Origin of the sequence: Nocardiopsis gilva YIM 90087 (assembly GCF_002263495.1) — a bacterium.
Taxonomy (GTDB): domain Bacteria; phylum Actinomycetota; class Actinomycetes; order Streptosporangiales; family Streptosporangiaceae; genus Nocardiopsis_C; species Nocardiopsis_C gilva.
Genome location: NZ_CP022753.1, coordinates 1,263,561 through 1,279,587, shown reverse-complemented (window position 1 = coordinate 1,279,587; position 16,027 = coordinate 1,263,561). Strand labels below are relative to the sequence as shown.

Below are 16,027 nucleotides of genomic sequence, written 5' to 3'. Positions count from 1 at the left end.
GCCGATTCCAGAGATGAGCGGATCGCGCCTACTCCGACCGGTCGTAATACCGGACAGCAGAACATCGCACCGGCGACACAGATAAGACATAAAGGCGATTTGTGACAAACCTGAAACCGCATATATTACCCATCATCCCACCACCCCCTGGCTCCACCTTTTTCTCAATGGCCTCGACGAAAAACGGTCTTGAATTCGCCGAATGCGACAAACAACAGAAAATCGCCAGTGAAGTGCGGTTGGACGACACTCGATACCTCACACCTCATGAGGCTCACCACGGAGGCGGAGTTCTAAGCTTGACCCATGGCTACAGGTCTGTTCCGGGAGGACGCGCCGATCCGGCGGATCAACCGCGAGGCCGTCGTCCTCGGCGGAGCCGGGTACGCGATCCTCATGCAGGTCGCCCACCCCGCCGTGGGCCGGGGCGTACACGAGCACAGCGACTTCGCGTCCCGCCCGGTCAACCGGCTGCGGGGCACGCTGACCTTCGTCTACGGGCAGGTCTTCGGCACCCGGGAGGAGGCCGAACGCGTCGCCCGGATCGTCCGGGCCATGCACACGAAGGTCAACGGCCCCGGCTACGACGCCCTCGACCCGGATCTCCAGCTGTGGGTCGCCGCCACCCTCTATGACTCGGGCACGCGGCTCTACGAGCTGGCGTTCGGCCCGCTCGCCGCGGAGGAGAAGGACGAGGCGTACCGGCAGGCGTCGATCTTCGCCACCTCGCTCGGGTGCCCGCGGGAGACCTGGCCGTCGACCCGCGCCGAGTTCGACGCCTACTGGGCGCGAATGATCGCGTCGATCGAGGTCGACGACTCCGCCCGGGCGATCACCCGCTCCCTGTTCGCACCGGCCAACCCGCTCCTCCGGCCGCTCGTCCGGCTGCAGTGCTTCCTGGCGGCGGGGCTCCTGCCGCCGCGCATCCGCGAGCAGCTCGGCCTGGCCTGGAGCGCGCGGCAGCAGCGCAGGTTCGACCGGCTCTTCGCCGTCCTGCGCGCGGTCTACCCCCGCCTTCCCGTGATGGTCCGAACCCTCCCGATGCGCGGCTACCTGTGGGATATGCGCCGCCAGGCCAGGCGCAACCGGCTCTACCGGCGGCCCAAGCGGACGACGCGCGCACGGTAGGGAACACCGGAACGCGAGGGGCGCGCCACGGCTACCGCATCGGCCCGGGCCGAGTTCCCAGGACAACGGTGGCCTCCAGCTCCTCGGACCTGGCCACGCGCGGGACCAGTCCGCTCTGGTCGACGATGTCGGCGGCCGATGGAGCCTGGCGCTCACTCGTCTCGACCAACAGGTGGCCCCCGGGCGCCAACCACAGCGGCGCCGCCTCGGCCACCCGCCGCAGGATGTCCAACCCGTCGCCGCCGCCGTCGAGCGCCACGCGGGACTCGTGGATGCGGGCCTCTCTGGGCAGCAGGCCGACCTCACCGCTGGGCACGTAGGGGACGATGGCCACCAGGATGTCGACACGGTCCCGCAGCGTCGCGGGCAGCGGCGCATAGAGGTCGCCCTCGTACACCTGGCCACCGACAGCGTCGACGTTGCGGCGGGCACACCGCACGGCAGCGGGGTCGATATCGGTGGCGTGCAACTCGATCGACGCCACCGACGGGTCGCGGCCCACGGCCGCGCCTACGGCGCCCGAGCCGCAGCACAGGTCGAGGACCACGGCACGCGACGGAGCAAGGGCCGCGGCCTGCCCGACAAGGAACTCGGTACGGCGACGGGGGACGAACACCCGGGGATCGACCGCGAACCGCAGGTCACAGAATTCCGCCCAGCCAAGGACGTGTTCGAGGGGGAATCCGGCGACGCGCCGTTCGACCATGGCCTCGACGTCGGCCGACGTCGGTGCCGTGGAGGTGATCAGTTCCGCCTCGTCTTCGGCGAAGACACAGCCGGCGGCCCGGAGGCGGCCGACGATGTCGGATCGGACGCAGGACGAGGGGAAAGCAGGAAAAGCCGACATGGATACCTTTCAGGATGCCTGTGGGCACTCCCGTCGGTCGCCTATGTCGGATCCGACCGCACGGCCGTGAGGTGGGAGCACCCGGCCTGACAAGCGTTAACGGGTCTCACCTCCTCGGTCGGTCCAGCACTGGAGATCGCGACGCTACGTGATCTCCACGCCCCTCCGCAACTCGATCGATTGACAACATACTGTCGAGACGACAGAATACTGTCATGAGTAAAGGAACCGTCCACATGGCCGTCTACGACACCCTCGCCGACTGGGAGGCCGGGCACGCCATCGCGCACCTGCGCAACGGGGCGTCGCACCGCGAGCCCGGCGGGTTCGACGTCGTGACGGTGGGCCTGACCCGCGAGCCCGTGGTGACCATGGGCGGAGTCCGCCTCGTGCCGGACATCCCCGTGGCGGACCTCGGCCCCGCCGACAGCCGGATGCTGATCCTTCCCGGCGCCGCGACCTGGGACGCCGACCCGGCCCGCCTGGCCCCGTTCGCGCGGAAGGCCCGCGCCTTTCTCGCGGCGGGTGCGCCCGTCGCCGCCATCTGCGGCGCGACAGCAGGGCTCGCCCGTGAGGGCCTGCTCGACGACCGCGACCACACGAGCGCCGCCGACGGCTACCTCGCGGCCACCGGGTACGCGGGCGCCGAGCACTATCGGGAGGAGGACGCGGTGACCGACGGAAACCTGACCACCGCCGGGCCGACCGCCCCGGTCGCGTTCGCCCGCGAGATCCTCGACAGGCTGGACACCCACGAGCCCGAGGTGCTCGACGCCTGGTACCGCCTCTTCGCCACTGGAGACGCGAGCGCCTACGCGGAGTTCGCGGCGGCCGGGCACAGCGCCCGGGACGGGGAGCAGGGGCATTGAACCCTCCCCCAGCTAAAGCAGGGGGATTCCTGGCTCAGGAAGCCCCACAGGTCAGCAACCGGAAAGGTCGTAATCCCTCAACACCAGCCGGGACGGAACCTGCCCGGTTTGATACGGCAAAGCTTGGTAGTCCTGTGCCCTCTTGGTTCTCGACCGGCACGGTGTACGCGCTTGGTTCTCGCAACGCACGCGGTATACCTTAGCCGCTTACCCGATCACGTGGGCGGTATTTCGCCCTTGGAAGTGAAACCCCGTTCTTGCCCTACTCCGCAGGGGTTCGATTCCTCCCCGGCTGAAGCCGGGGGCATCCTCGAAGGAGACCCGGTGACGGACGACGCCGCCCGCCTGCTGAGCGGCACCGCACTCTCCGTGTTCCGCCTCAACGGCCAGTTCCTCGACGTGTCGGAACGGATGGCCCGCCCCGCGGGCCTGACCGCCGCACGCTGGCAGGTCCTCGGCGCGGTCCTGCACGAGCCGCTGCCGGTGTCGGGGATCGCACGGGCCATGGGCATCACCCGCCAGAGCGTCCAGCGCATCGCCGACCTGCTCGTCGACCAAGGACTCGCAGAGTACGCGCCGAACCCGGCCCACAGCCGAGCCAAACTGCTACACCCCACCGACCAGGGCCGCGAGGCGATCCGCCGCATCGGCCCGGCCCACCGCGATCTGGCCGAACGCCTGGCCGACGAACTCGGCGACGAGGAGTTCGCCCGGGTGCTGGAGGCACTGGAGCGGCTGTCGTCGGCGATGGACCGCGTTTCCGCCGGGACGTCGCCCCGGCGGTGAACCGCTCATCGTTCGAACGTGCGGGGAGGCCCCCACCCCTGGAGGGCGCCTCCCCGTGAATTGGACCTCGTGGTCGGCCGGTGGCCTAGCCGAGGCGGTTGTGCAGGGCGTTGTACTCGTCCCACAGTTCCGACGGGAGCTGGTCGCCGAAGGATTTGAAGAACTCGGGCATGAGCTCGGTTTCCTCGCGCCAGGTTTCGCGGTCGACGGAGAGCACGAATTTCAGGTCCTCGGCGCTGAGGTCCAGGCCGTCGGTGTCGATGCCGTCCTCACTGGGGACCAGGCCGATCGGTGTTTCGGAGGCGTCGGCCGTTCCGTTGAGGCGTTCGACGATCCACTTCAGGACGCGGCAGTTCTCGCCGAAGCCCGGCCACACGAAGCGGCCGTCGTCGCCCTTGCGGAACCAGTTGACGTAGAAGATGCGGGGCAGCTTCTCGGTGTCGGTCATGCGGCCGATGTCCAGCCAGTGGCCGAAGTAGTCGCCCATGTTGTAGCCGCAGAAGGGCAGCATGGCGAACGGGTCGCGGCGCAGTTCACCGACCTTGCCTTCGGCGGCCGCGGTCTTCTCCGAGGCGACGTTGGCGCCCATGAAGACGCCGTGCTGCCAGTTGAACGACTCGGTGACGAGCGGGACCGCGGTGGCGCGGCGGCCGCCGAAGAGGATGGCCGAGATCGGTACTCCGGCCGGGTCCTCCCACTCACCCGCGATGGTCGGGGCCTGCCCCGCTGGAGTGGTGAACCGGGCGTTGGGGTGGGCGGCGGGTTCGTCGGAGTCGGGCGTCCAGTCGCGGCCCTTCCAGTCGATCAGGTGGGCGGGCGGCTCCTCGGTGAGGCCCTCCCACCAGACGTCGCCGTCGTCGATGAGCGCGACGTTGGTGAAGATGCTGTTGCCCCACAGGGTGGCGACCGCGTTGGCGTTGGTCGACTCACCGGTGCCGGGCGCGACGCCGAAGAACCCGGCCTCGGGGTTGATCGCGCGGAGGCGGCCGTCGGCGCCGAAGCGCATCCAAGCGATGTCGTCGCCGACCGTCTCGACCTTCCATCCGGGGATGGTCGGCTGCAGCATGGCGAGGTTGGTCTTGCCGCACGCGCTCGGGAACGCGGCGGCGATGTAGCGGGCCTCCCCCTCGGGCGGGGTGACCTTGAGGATGAGCATGTGCTCGGCCATCCAGCCCTCGTCGCGCGCCATCACCGAGGCGATGCGCAGGGCGTAGCACTTCTTGCCGAGCAGGGCGTTGCCGCCGTAGCCGGAACCGTAGGACCAGATCTCCCGGGTCTCCGGAAAGTGCGAGATGTACTTGGTGTCGTTGCACGGCCACGGCACATCGTCCTGGCCCGGCTCCAGCGGGGCGCCCACCGAGTGCACGGCCTTGACGAAGGAGCCGCGCTCCTCGATCAGGCGCAGGGCCGGGGTACCCATGCGGGCCATGATCCGCATCGAGACCGCGACGTAGGCGGAGTCGGTGATCTCCACGCCGAGCTGGGAGATCTCGCCGCCGAGCGGGCCCATGCAGAACGGGACCACGTACATGGTGCGGCCGCGCATGCAGCCGTCGAAGATCTCGGAGAACGTGGCGCGCATCTCGTCCGGCGCGATCCAGTTGTTGGTCGGTCCCGCGTCCTTCTCCCGCTCTGAGCAGATGAAGGTGCGGTCCTCGACCCGGGCCACGTCGCTCGGGTCGGACCGGCAGTAGAAACTGTTGGGTCGGAGCTCAGGGTTGAGCCTGACGAACGTCCCACTCTCGACGAGTAGACCGGTCAGCCGCTCCCACTCCTCGTCGGAACCGTCGCACCAGACGACGTTCTTCGGCTTGGCCAGGGCTGCGACCTCGCGGACCCAGTCGATGAGTTCCCGGTGGTCAGTGGGTGGAAGTCCGATTTCGGCAACACTGTCGGTCACAACGACTCCTTTGGGATGGACAGGTCCGCATCATCGTTGAAGCGCAGCCTTCCAGGCCAGTTGGTCTGGACAGCTGGTCTAGACCATAGGTTCAGTAATCCCCTGCCTGCGGGGATTCATCCCATCACTATCGCAAGGAGGTGTTCGTCACAATCCAATGTAGGCGCCCGGCGGCCGGGCAGAGGAGGCACCGAGGTCCGGGTAAGAACGGGTAGGTAGTCCTGACCCACGGTCCCGCGGTGGCCGCCGGGCGCGTCCAAGTGAACGGCCGTGCCGTTCGGTAGCGACGAGCGTGTCGTGCCGGGGAGTGTCCGTCGTCCGTCGTCCGTCGTCCGCCTTGTCGGCGGTGGATACGCGTCGGGTCCGCGCCGTCACCGGTCCTGACCGGTGCGGCAGTCCCGACCGTCGTTGATGCAGTCGACGACCTCGCGCATCAGGTCCGGGGACATGACGTTGATGAAGTCGGAGTGGTCGGTGATCGGGTTTCGCCGTTCCTCCGGGAAACCGTCGACGGCGAAGGACGTCCCCGGCGGCACGTCATAGACGAGCGTCTGGCGCAGCTGCGGCACCGCCACCGTGCCCCGCGGGCACTCGCCATCACGCTCCGGGAACACGATGTGCGACCTGTTGTCCTCGCTCTCGATGTTCTCCCCGTCCCAGCAGCTGGGGAAGTCGGCGATCCGGACCACATCGGACCCCTCGGGGCACAGCGGGTACTTGTCGCTGAACGCCTGCCCCTCGAACCCCGTGCAGGTCCACTGGGCGTTGGCGTTCTCCCCGTCCGTCGTGAAGGCGCGGGCGTTGCCGGTGATGATCTGCAGGAAGGGAGCCATCGGCTGCACCTCGGACTGCGGGTTCCCCCGGAACTCCAGCACGGCGCGCTTGGGCTGGAGGATCCGGCCGACGTTGCCGTCGGCACCGCCGCCGGGAGCGTTCGCGTCGAAGTCCACCCCGTTGATGTCCCGGAGGACCGGCCAGTAATAGGTGGACTGGTCGCGCTTGTCCTCGCAGCTGGTCTGGCCCTGCGCGAGGAGCACGTTGTTGGTGTCGACGTCTTCGGTGTAGTTCTGGATGTTCTGGTTGCCCACGTAGTCGTGGGTGTGCTGCGCGCCGTTCTCCACGCCGGGAGCGACGATCACGTTCTCGCTGTTGAAGAGGCGGTTCCCATTGGTTCCGCAGTCCGAGACGAAGGTGCCGGTCGATCCGGAACGGCGTGCCTGAGGGTCGTTTTCGACGGGCGGGGCCAGCTCGATCCGCGCGAAGTCGTCGTCGACCGGCCCGGTGACCCGCTGGTTGCCGATGTCGCCGTTCTGGTCCCCGCCGTTCCCGCCGCCGATCTCGACACCGCCGCCGAGGCCGTAGTCGCCGTTCTGGCCGTCGCCACCGCCCCAGAAGAACCCCGTCCCGCCGAAGCCGTCGGCCGCGGACCCGAAGCCGACGACGTCGACCTGCACCTTCCGCGGATCGCCGAACGCGATGGCGGTCATCGCGGCCGCCAGCACCAGCGCGCCGGTCGCGGAGGCCAGGACCACGGGACGGAGCCGGCGGCGCGGCTGGGAGCGCCCATGGTCGTTATGTCTATTTTTCCGGGTGGATTGTCGGTGTTTACGCACTGCACCTCTCCTTTATCGATCGTCGGGGGACTAACTCGTCGAGGTCAGACGCGGGGCCGCCGCTCCGGCGGCAGAGGCTCGGGAAGTTGTTCGTAGTCGACCAGGCCGGTGCTCTCCAGCAGGGTGATGTGCCGCAGCACGACCAGCATCGTGTGCTGTACGAAGGATCGGACGAGTTCGTTGCGGGTTCCCGCCCGTACTTCGGCGAGCAGCTGGATCACCTGTCCGTGGGCGTAGCGCAGGCGGTAGACGGCGAGTTTGTCGTACTCCGCGCCGGACAGTTTGGAGAGCTCCGCCATCCAGTCCTGTTGCGTGGGGGTGGGCATGCTGGGCAACACGACGTCGAGCTGCTCGGCGACGCCGCGCACCCGCTCGTCCAGCAGTTTGTGGTCCTCGGCGAGGATGCCGCCGACCTCGCGCACCCGCGCGCTGCGCCCCCGCTCCTGCGCCTGCTGCCCCGTGGGCATCTCCCACAGGTTGGCCTGGCGGACCTTGATGAGGACCGCACGGTCGGAGGGTCCGAGCGGACCGTACGGAGTCATCTTCCAGTCCTGCCAGAACACACCCGCGACAGAGGTGGACCCGTTCGGGACCACCATGACGATGGTGAGCAGGGAGACGATGAGGAACACCACCACCCCGCTGTATTCGACGTATTTCAGCGAACCGACCTGGAGCCCCTGGAACCGCTTCACTACCCCGTCCTCCTGCGAGAGCCGATTGCGTGCAGGCGTCAGTAGCCGCCAGAGCCGCCGCCCTCGTCCGTACCTTGCGTGCCTTGTGTGCCGGGCGACGCGCCGTCTTCGGAGTCACCGACGGCGCCGGTGCCCTCCGCCTGCTTTCCTTCCGGGGTGACCGCGTACCAGGTGCCACCCATGCCCTGGCCGTTCACGTCACCTGGGGACACGTCGCCGGCGTAGCGATAGATCGGCCACCCGGCGAGGGTGAGCTGGGTGCCGCCGTCCTCCCTTTCGATGGTTCCGATGAGTTCGGACTCGACGCCCTCGGCAGTGGGTTCGCCCTCGGTCAGGGCGGGGGGCCACTGCTTGGCGCAGTCCGCGTCACAGTTGGATGTGGGCGGCTCAGTGGAGTCCTGGGTGAACATGTAGAGGGTGTAGCCGTCGGCGTCGGTCACCACCTCACCCACGCTGGTGTCCGCCGCCACTTGCAGCGTTGCCGCGGCGCCGTTCTGGCCCTCGTCGGAGGTGGCGGAATCCTTGTCCGCTCCGCCGTAGCCGCCATAGCCCGAATCTCCGTCACCGGTACATCCGGCGGCGGTCAGGAGTATGGCGGCCATACCGACGGAGATCAAGGTCTTGTTTCCAGCTCGCACAGTCCTCTTCCGATCCATTCTCGATGTCGCTGGGCAACGACGCCGTTATTGCCTAGAGATACGGGTCCCGACGGTGAACGGTTCAACTCAAGTGACGGAAGTTCTTAAATACGGCGGTGATCAGGCGATTCTTTTGGACTGGAAAGATCGTGTACAACTCGGAGTGATCAACGGACAATCCCCGCTCAACGATGATCAACTACCGAATCCGCCCCAACCGGTCCCCCGAACGGCAGATCTGCTGCTACCGTCGACAAAGCGCGCATCTCTCGTTCACCGATCTCGTTCGGCCGCTGAGGCCCTCGCGGAGATCCAATCCGCCTGGATGGTGGAGGACAGCCATGTTCGAGCAGATCCCAACGCTTAAGCCGGACGACAATGACGTCACCCGGACAGCATCCAAGAAACGGCACCGACCAGGGAGAACACGGCCTCGGGACGCCGTCACCCAGCCGACGCGACGGCCATGGGTGAAGGTTTCTCTGCTGGTCGGAATAGTCCTGGTCAACACCATTGTTGCAGTCGCCGCCCCACTGCAGGTGGCATTCATCCGTACTCTGCAGGATTTCCTGTGGACCTACTCCGGGGTCATCGCCCTTGTGGGCATGACCGCACTGGTGGTCAGCGGACTGATGGCCGCCGACCGCATCCTGACGTCCCCGACACTTCGGCTGGTGTACCAGGCCGTCCACCGCGCGATCGCGCTTGCGTCCGTGGGCTTTCTGTTCGCCCATATCACGCTGCAGGTCGCGTTCAGCGGTGTCGGACTCTTCAGCGCGATCGTGCCCATCGGGACCGACATCACGATCGTTTTCGGCGTCTTCGCGTCGAACCTGATGATCCTGATCATCGCCACGAGCATGCTGCGCAAGCGCTTCGCCGGAACACGCTGGCAATGGGTATGGCGCGGCGTGCACACCACGGCCTACCTGTGCTGGCCGATGGCGATCGTGCACGGGCTGACCGCCGGTCGCCCGGAGGCCGGATACGTCACGTTGGGCTATGCGCTGTGCCTGGCGGCGGTGGGTGCCGCGCTGGTGGTCCGCATGCTCATGCGTCCCGACACCGGCCGCCGCGACCCCGAGCGGCGGGCGAACGTGGTCCGTGACGGGGGCCGCCCCAGGAGCAAGGCGACCGTGATCCGCCGCGGGCTCAGCGGCGATGACGAGGCCGTACCGACAACGAGCGTCACGGGTGCGTTCGACGCATCGGGCACGCGAAGCGGCGACATGCCGACCGAACGCCCAGGGTCCCTCGTCGAGGATGCCGAATTCTGGTCCTCCCTGCGCAGCCCGAGAAGCGAGAGAGAGGAGCCGTAACCGGATCCCCCGTCTGAGGGCGGGGGCTTTCAGTCGAACTGACTGAGAGCCGTGTGTTACCAGCACCAGCCAACACCAACAAGGAGGTGACCGAAGTTGGCTACGTTCCGCGCAGGACAGAAGACCCACCAAGCTGTGCTTCCTCAGCAGCTTGATCTGGAATTCGAGTCAGCAGACAACCCTCGGATCGGGGGCGAAACGGGGCTTGAACGCCGTAGGGCACCCGGCGCGGAACATGTGCGAGGGGAGACGCCCGGCAGTGCACCTGCCGCCGGGCGCGTCACCCCGAACCAGCAGGTTCGGGAGAGCGCGGGCCGTGAGGCCCGCACCATCCACCCGGTCGTGTTCGCGCTCGACAAGCACGGCCGACCGTTGCAGCCGACCTCGCCCGCCAGGGCCCGCAAGCTACTCAAGAAACGCCGGGCAGTCGTTCCCCGCCACACTCCGTTCGTCATCCGGCTCAAAGACCGGGAGGCAGCCGAGTCCGGGATAGACGGCGTCGAGCTGGGCATCGATCCCGGGTCCAAGCACACCGGCATCGCCGTGTTCACCGAACAGAAGAGAAGCAAGCGTCGTGGCCTGTACAGCATCGACCTGGAGCACCGCAGCCGCCGGATACGGGACAAGCTGACGCAACGTGCCGCGTACCGGCGGAGCCGCCGTACCCGCAACCTGCGCTACCGCGCACCCAGGTTCCTCAACCGCACCCGCCCGGACGGCTGGATCGCTCCGAGCCTGCGGCACCGAGTCGACACCACCACGGCATGGGCTGCACGCCTCGCCCGGTGGGCTCCCGTCCGCACGGTTCATGTGGAACGGGTCGCGTTCGATACCCACGCCATCAGCGCGGGTCGGCCGCTGGAGGGCGCCGAGTACCAGCACGGCACCCTTGCGGGCATCGAGGCCCGCGAATACCTGCTGACCAAGTGGGGCCGGGCCTGCGCTTACCGCGGCATCACCGGGGTGGTGCTGAACATCGACCACATCCAGCCCCGATCGAGGGGCGGATCCGACCGCATCTCCAATCTGACGCTGGCGTGCATCCCATGCAACAAGCGCAAGTCCAACCGTCCGGTTGAGGAGTTCCTGGAGCAAAAGCCCCAGCGGCTTGCCGGGATCCTCGCCCACGCCAAGGCCCCGCTGCGGGACGCCGCCGCTGTGAACACCACCAAGTGGGCTCTGTGGCGGGCGCTGGAGGCCGTATTCCCCGCTGTACGGACAGCCTCCGGCGGGCGCACGAAGTGGAACCGCGCCCGCTGCGGTCTACCCAAGACCCACACCTTGGATGCGCTGTGCATCGGCCACATGGAAGCCGTCGACCGGCACCCGCGCACCGTTCTTGCCGTCCAGGCGACCGGACGCGGCAGCTACACGCGCACTCGCACCGACAAGTACGGCTTTCCCCGTCTGCGCCTGCCGAGACACAAGACCTTCTTCGGTTTCCAGACCGGAGACCTTGGCCGAGCGACCGTTCCGGCCGGGAAGAAGGCCGGAACCCATAGCGGGCGTATCGCCGTACGCGCCAGCGGAAGTTTCAACGTCACGACCGCGCACGGACTCGCCCAAGGCATCAACCACAAGCACTTCCGTCTGCTGCAGCGAGCCGACGGATACGCCTACACCACGCAGAAGGAGGGAGGGGGCTTCCTCCCTGGCCTGAAGGCCAGGGTTTCCGCCCCAGACATTAGATGACATCGACCTCCCCCCTGGGACAGGTCCCTCCGGTCCGCACCATGGGCACGCCACGCCTCACCCTCGGACTCGACAGCGGGCGCGGCTCCCGCCTCGACTTCCTGACCCACCAGGCGCTGCACGGGGACATGCCGCGGCTGAGCGTCGACGACCTGATGACCATGGCCGGCCTCGCCGACCTGCGCGGAAAGGGCGGCGCGGGGTTCCCTTTCGCCCGCAAGCTGCAGGCGGTCGTGCGGTCGGCACAGCGCCGCAGGTCACCGGTACGGGTGGTCGTGAACGCGACCGAGGGCGAGCCCGCCGCCGCGAAAGACCTGATGCTGCTCACCCGAGCCCCCCACCTCATCCTCGACGGCGCCGAGCTGACCGCGCGGGCGCTGAACGCTCCGGAGATCACCATCGGCATCGCCTGCGGCGACGCCGGTGAGAAGTCCCTGCTCGCCGCCATCGACGAGCGCGCGTCCGACATCGCCGTCCAGGTCGTGCGGATGCCCGACCGGTTCATCTCCGGCGAGGGCGGCGCGCTGGTCCGGGGGATCAACGGGCAGACCCCCATCCCGCCCGGCCGAAAGATCCGGGCCAGCGACCGCGGGGTCGACGGGCTGCCGACCATGCTCTCCAACGCCGAGACCTTCGCGCAGCTCAGCCTCATCGCGGCGCTGGGCGCGGACCAGTACTCCACCATAGGTGTGCCGAGCGAGCCCGGAACGGTGCTGTTGAGCGTCAGCGGTTCGGCCAAGTCTCCGGCCGTCGTCGAGTGCCCCAGCGGAACCCCGCTCTCCGACGTGCTGGTCGCCTGCCACGCCCCGGTGGGCCGGGGCGTTCTCGTGGGCGGGTACCACGGCACGTGGCTGCGGCCCGACGCCGTCGAGCGGGCCGTGGTGTCGCGGGCGGGGATGGAGGCGGTCGGCGCGGTGCTGGGCGCGGGCGTCGTCGTTCCGCTCGGCGGTGACGCCTGCCCGCTGGAGGAGACCGCACTGGTGCTGCGCTACATGGCCAAGGAGAGCGCGATGCAGTGCGGCCCGTGCTTCCGCGGCCTGCCCGAGCTCGCCCGGGCGTTCGACGCGCTGGTGGAGGGCGAGGGCGACCCCGAGGAGGTGCAGCGGGCGGCGGCCGTCGGCAACCGCCGGGGCGCCTGCGCGCACCCGGACGGCACCGCGCGCATGGCGCTGTCCGCGCTGGAGGCGTTCCCCGACGATGTGGCCGCCCACCGGTATGACGGCGGCTGCGGAACCTCGAAGCCCGGTGTGCTGCCACTGCCCAAGGACGACTCGGGCCTCCGCCTCGTCCTGGACTGGTCCCGCTGCGACGGCCACGGCCTGTGCGCCCAGCTCGTCCCCGAACTCATCCAGCTCGACCGGAACGGCTTCCCCGAGAGTCCGACCATGGACGTCCCCGAGAAGCTGGAGGAGGCGGCGGCGAAGGCGGTCCAGATGTGCCCGACCCTCGCCCTGCGCCTCGACTCGGCGCCGAGCGGGTGATCGAGCCGGGCGCAGGAGCCAGCGGCGTCACCGTCCCTCAGCCAGGTCCGCCCTCCCTGTCCTCGTCGCGCTCCTCCAGGGCCGCGCGCAGTTGGCGCAGGCCGTAGTGCATCCTCGACTTGACCGTTCCAGCGGGGATCCCCAGCGTTGCCGCGGTCTCGTTGGCGGAGCGGTCACACAGGTAGACGTGGGCGAGGACCTCGCGGTGGTGCGCGGCCATCCCGCGCAGCGCTTCCAGGACGACCATCGCCGAAAGCGTGGGTTCGGAGCCGTCGGGCACCGGCGGCGGTTCGGCGTCGAACCCGTCGGCCACGACCTCCTGGGGACGGTGGCCGCGCTGGCGGCGGTCGTCGATGACGATACGCCGGGCCACGGTCATCAGCCAGGCCCACAGGCTGTGGGGTTCGCGTTGCAGGCGGGAGGCGTTGCGCCAGGCGCGCACGACGGTTTCCTGGACCACATCCTCGGCCCATTGCTGGTCACCGCCGGTCAGCTGACGGACGTTGCGCAGGAGGGGGACCTTGAACTCCCGGTAGAGCGTACGCACCAGCTGCTCTTGGCGTTCTGCCAGGTCGTCGTCCGCGGTCGTCTGACGAATTGTGGGGGAAGTTGGACGCCGCACATCCACATAATCGCCGATACCAGCCGGAGGCACTCGGAAATCTCAGAAATTCCACGAATCGTCAGATCACGGACCTATGCCCAGGTCAACCGGGTTTCTGGCACCGAGTTCACCATCACCCCACGACGCGCAGGCGTCGCGGTAACGGACGATTGCCGTCGTTCGGGGTGATCCGCCCGGCCGGGGTAGAACGGCGCGCCCCGGTGCAGGAGGGGACCGTGGCGGGGATACCGTGCCACGTGAGGAAGGCGAGCAGGGCGAAGAGGTAGGCCTCCTTGGCGTCGGGGTCGATACCGAACGCGGCCGAGGAGTGCACGGTGGCCGGGGCGAGTGCGGAACGCAGTGCCTCGGCGAGCGCGGGGTTGCGCAGCCCGCCGCCGGAGGCGATCACCTCGGTGACACCGTGGGCGCGGCAGGCGTCGGCGACCGTCTCCGCTGTCAGAGCGACGAGCGTGGCGCACAGGTCGTCCTCGTTCACGTCGATCCCGTCCAGCGCGGCGTCCAGGTAGCCGGGATGGAAGAGTTCCTTGCCGGTCGACTTGGGCGCGGGCCGCGCGTAGTAGGGGTCCGCGCGCAGCCGCGCCAGCAGCCCGGGGTGGACGCGCCCGCGCCGCGCCCGGCGCCCGTCGGCGTCCATGCCCTCGCGCCCGTGGGTGGCCCGCCGCACGGCCGCGTCGAGCAGGGCATTGCCCGGTCCGGTGTCGAAGGCGACCGGCGGGCGCTCCGGAGCGACGACGGTCAGGTTGGCGATCCCGCCGATGTTGAGCGCGGCGGCCGGTGCGTCCCGGCCCGACAGCCACAGCACATCCAGCGTGCTCGCCAGCGGCGCGCCCTGCCCTCCCGCGGCGATATCGCGGGTACGCAGGTCGGAGACGACGGGCACCCCGGTGGCCTCGGCGATCCAGGCCGGCTGTCCCAGCTGCAGCGTGCCGCACGCCCGGCCGTCCTCCACCCAGTGGTAGACAGTCTGCCCGTGCGCCGCGATGAGGTCGGCACCGCCCTGCGGGCACAGCTCGCCGATCGCCGCGGCGGCGGCATCGCCGAAGGCCTGCCCGATCCGGGTGTCGAGGCGGCAGACGGCGTCCAGGGTGGTCGGTGCGGGCGGAAGCGCGGCCAGTATGTCGGCCCGCAGCCGCCCGGGATAGGCGGCCTCCCGGTAGGCGACGGGGGCGAGCAGCACCTCCCCCGCCTCCAGGCGCAGGTCGGCGACGGCGACATCGATACCGTCGACGGATGTCCCGGACGACAGGCCGAGGACGATCACCGGCGCTCCTCTCCCGCCACGGGGGGCGACCCCACCCGTCGATCCGCCGTGGGCTCCGGCCCCTCAGTGCACGATGGCCACGGGGCCGTGGGCGCCGTGGAGGACGGACTGGCTGACGGAGCCCAGGAGGAGACCGGTGAACCCTCCTCGGCCGCGCGATCCCACGACGATGAGGTCGGCCGGAGTCGCCTCCTCCAGCAGGGCGACGACGGGGTGGGCGCGGACCGCGCGGACGTCGACGATCACGTCGGGGTGCCGGGCGCGGGGTTCGCGGAGCTCGTCCTCGGCGGTGCGCTGCGCCGCGGCCTCCACCGCGCCGTCGTCGAACGCCTCCGGCGGGACCGGTCCCATCGCCGAGGCGAAGGCGGCCATCGGCTGCCACGCGCACACCGCGACGAGCTCGGCACCGAGGGCGTGGGCCTGCCGGAACCCGAACTCCAGGGCTCGGCGGCTCGGTTCGGAGCCGTCGACGCCGACGATGATGCGGCCCTTGGCCCCGTGCGCCGACTCGTGCTTCTTCGGCAACACCACCAGCGGTACCGGGCAGCGCGCCGCCAGCTCCACGCCGACCGACCCGACGAACGCCGTGGCCAGCCCGCCCAGTCCGCGCGAGCCGATGACCACCGCGGCCGTCTCGGGGTGCGCCGCCTCCTCCAGCAGGGCGTCGGCCGGACGTGCGGCGGCCAGGCGCTCCTCCACGTCGAGTTCGGGGAAGATCCTCAGCACCCAGTCGCGCGCGTAGTCGAGCAGCGCGCGGGCGTCCTGCTCGCGCGCGGAGGAGGACACCGACTCACCCGCGTGGACGACATCGCTGAACGGGCCCTCGGCCGCGAGCGGCCACACGGCGGTGACGATCCGCACGCCGAGCCCGCGCTGCACCGCTTGGTTCGCCGACCACTCCAGCGCGTACCGGCTGGAGTCGGAACCGTCCACCCCGACGACTATCCGCCGGAGCTCGGGCGTATTGCTCATCTCACCCGCCTCGCTCTCCTTCGGCCCTCACCTTCAGCCTAGGTCGGGCTGGGCCCTGACTATCATTGCCGGACCGGCGCAGCGCCGATTCCGGCGATCACCTTTTACCCCTACATGGTTGCCCTGTTGTTCGTTCTCGACCACACGCCCGCCATGATGGCGATTTTGGATGTGCATACTTTCGGCCACCGGATTCCGCCG

Annotated in this window: 14 protein-coding genes; 6 read left to right on the top strand and 8 right to left on the bottom strand. The window is 69.2% G+C overall.

Annotated features, from left to right (window positions below; translation table 11 throughout):
* Positions 1-306: 306 nt before the first annotated feature.
* On the top strand, positions 307-1,128 hold the full coding sequence (locus CDO52_RS06095) for an oxygenase MpaB family protein (protein ID WP_017621412.1): 822 nt from the start codon (positions 307-309) through the stop codon (positions 1,126-1,128).
* 31 nt (positions 1,129-1,159) lie between these two features.
* Here CDO52_RS06095 and CDO52_RS06090 read toward each other — a convergent pair whose 3' ends face one another.
* Positions 1,160-1,975 (bottom strand): putative protein N(5)-glutamine methyltransferase, encoded by an 816-nt coding sequence (locus tag CDO52_RS06090; RefSeq protein ID WP_017621411.1) that lies wholly within the window; start codon positions 1,973-1,975, stop codon positions 1,160-1,162.
* 215 nt (positions 1,976-2,190) lie between these two features.
* On the opposite strand from CDO52_RS06090, the gene CDO52_RS06085 reads away from it, so the two are divergent.
* Entirely contained in the window at positions 2,191-2,844 is a 654-nt protein-coding gene (locus tag CDO52_RS06085; protein WP_033302143.1) for a DJ-1/PfpI family protein, read from the top strand.
* A gap of 324 nt (positions 2,845-3,168) precedes the next feature.
* On the top strand, positions 3,169-3,630 hold the full coding sequence (locus tag CDO52_RS06080; RefSeq protein ID WP_017621409.1) for a MarR family winged helix-turn-helix transcriptional regulator: 462 nt from the start codon (positions 3,169-3,171) through the stop codon (positions 3,628-3,630).
* Between the two features lie 85 nt (positions 3,631-3,715).
* On the opposite strand, the gene CDO52_RS06075 is transcribed toward CDO52_RS06080, so the two are convergent.
* The 4 genes from CDO52_RS06075 to CDO52_RS06060 all read right to left on the bottom strand — a co-directional run bounded on the left by CDO52_RS06075 (position 3,716) and on the right by CDO52_RS06060 (position 8,440).
* On the bottom strand, positions 3,716-5,530 hold the full coding sequence (locus CDO52_RS06075; protein WP_017621408.1) for a phosphoenolpyruvate carboxykinase (GTP): 1,815 nt from the start codon (positions 5,528-5,530) through the stop codon (positions 3,716-3,718).
* A 371-nt stretch (positions 5,531-5,901) separates the two neighbouring features.
* Positions 5,902-7,062 carry a DUF1996 domain-containing protein gene (locus CDO52_RS06070; protein ID WP_017621407.1) on the bottom strand — a complete coding sequence of 387 codons (1,161 nt, stop codon included), beginning with the start codon at positions 7,060-7,062 and terminating at the stop codon, positions 5,902-5,904.
* Between the two features lie 125 nt (positions 7,063-7,187).
* Complete coding sequence (locus CDO52_RS06065; RefSeq protein WP_017621406.1) at positions 7,188-7,838, bottom strand: DUF4142 domain-containing protein; 651 nt, start codon at positions 7,836-7,838, stop codon at positions 7,188-7,190.
* A gap of 38 nt (positions 7,839-7,876) precedes the next feature.
* The gene (locus CDO52_RS06060; protein WP_017621405.1) at positions 7,877-8,440 is read right to left on the bottom strand and encodes a hypothetical protein; all 564 of its coding nucleotides are present in this window, start codon (positions 8,438-8,440) and stop codon (positions 7,877-7,879) included.
* Between the two features lie 506 nt (positions 8,441-8,946).
* Between CDO52_RS06060 and CDO52_RS06055 the strand changes: the two genes are divergently transcribed.
* The 3 genes from CDO52_RS06055 to CDO52_RS06045 all read left to right on the top strand — a co-directional run bounded on the left by CDO52_RS06055 (position 8,947) and on the right by CDO52_RS06045 (position 12,968).
* Positions 8,947-9,795, top strand: coding sequence for a hypothetical protein (locus CDO52_RS06055; protein ID WP_017621404.1), 849 nt, complete (start codon positions 8,947-8,949; stop codon positions 9,793-9,795).
* A gap of 237 nt (positions 9,796-10,032) precedes the next feature.
* Positions 10,033-11,487: an RNA-guided endonuclease IscB gene (gene iscB / locus CDO52_RS06050; protein ID WP_017621403.1), complete on the top strand. Its 1,455-nt coding sequence runs from the start codon at positions 10,033-10,035 to the stop codon at positions 11,485-11,487.
* 41 nt (positions 11,488-11,528) lie between these two features.
* The gene (locus CDO52_RS06045; protein WP_232524392.1) at positions 11,529-12,968 is read left to right on the top strand and encodes an NADH-quinone oxidoreductase subunit NuoF family protein; all 1,440 of its coding nucleotides are present in this window, start codon (positions 11,529-11,531) and stop codon (positions 12,966-12,968) included.
* Between the two features lie 37 nt (positions 12,969-13,005).
* Here the strand turns inward: CDO52_RS06045 and CDO52_RS06040 are convergent, their stop codons facing one another.
* The 3 genes from CDO52_RS06040 to CDO52_RS06030 form a co-directional block, all read right to left on the bottom strand.
* Positions 13,006-13,590: a sigma-70 family RNA polymerase sigma factor gene (locus tag CDO52_RS06040; RefSeq protein ID WP_269769176.1), complete on the bottom strand. Its 585-nt coding sequence runs from the start codon at positions 13,588-13,590 to the stop codon at positions 13,006-13,008.
* A gap of 115 nt (positions 13,591-13,705) precedes the next feature.
* Entirely contained in the window at positions 13,706-14,854 is a 1,149-nt protein-coding gene (locus CDO52_RS06035) for an anhydro-N-acetylmuramic acid kinase (protein ID WP_094932250.1), read from the bottom strand.
* A gap of 63 nt (positions 14,855-14,917) precedes the next feature.
* A complete protein-coding gene (locus tag CDO52_RS06030; RefSeq protein WP_094932249.1) occupies positions 14,918-15,826 on the bottom strand; it encodes a universal stress protein in 909 nt (302 codons plus the stop codon).
* Between the last annotated feature and the right edge of the window lie 201 nt (positions 15,827-16,027).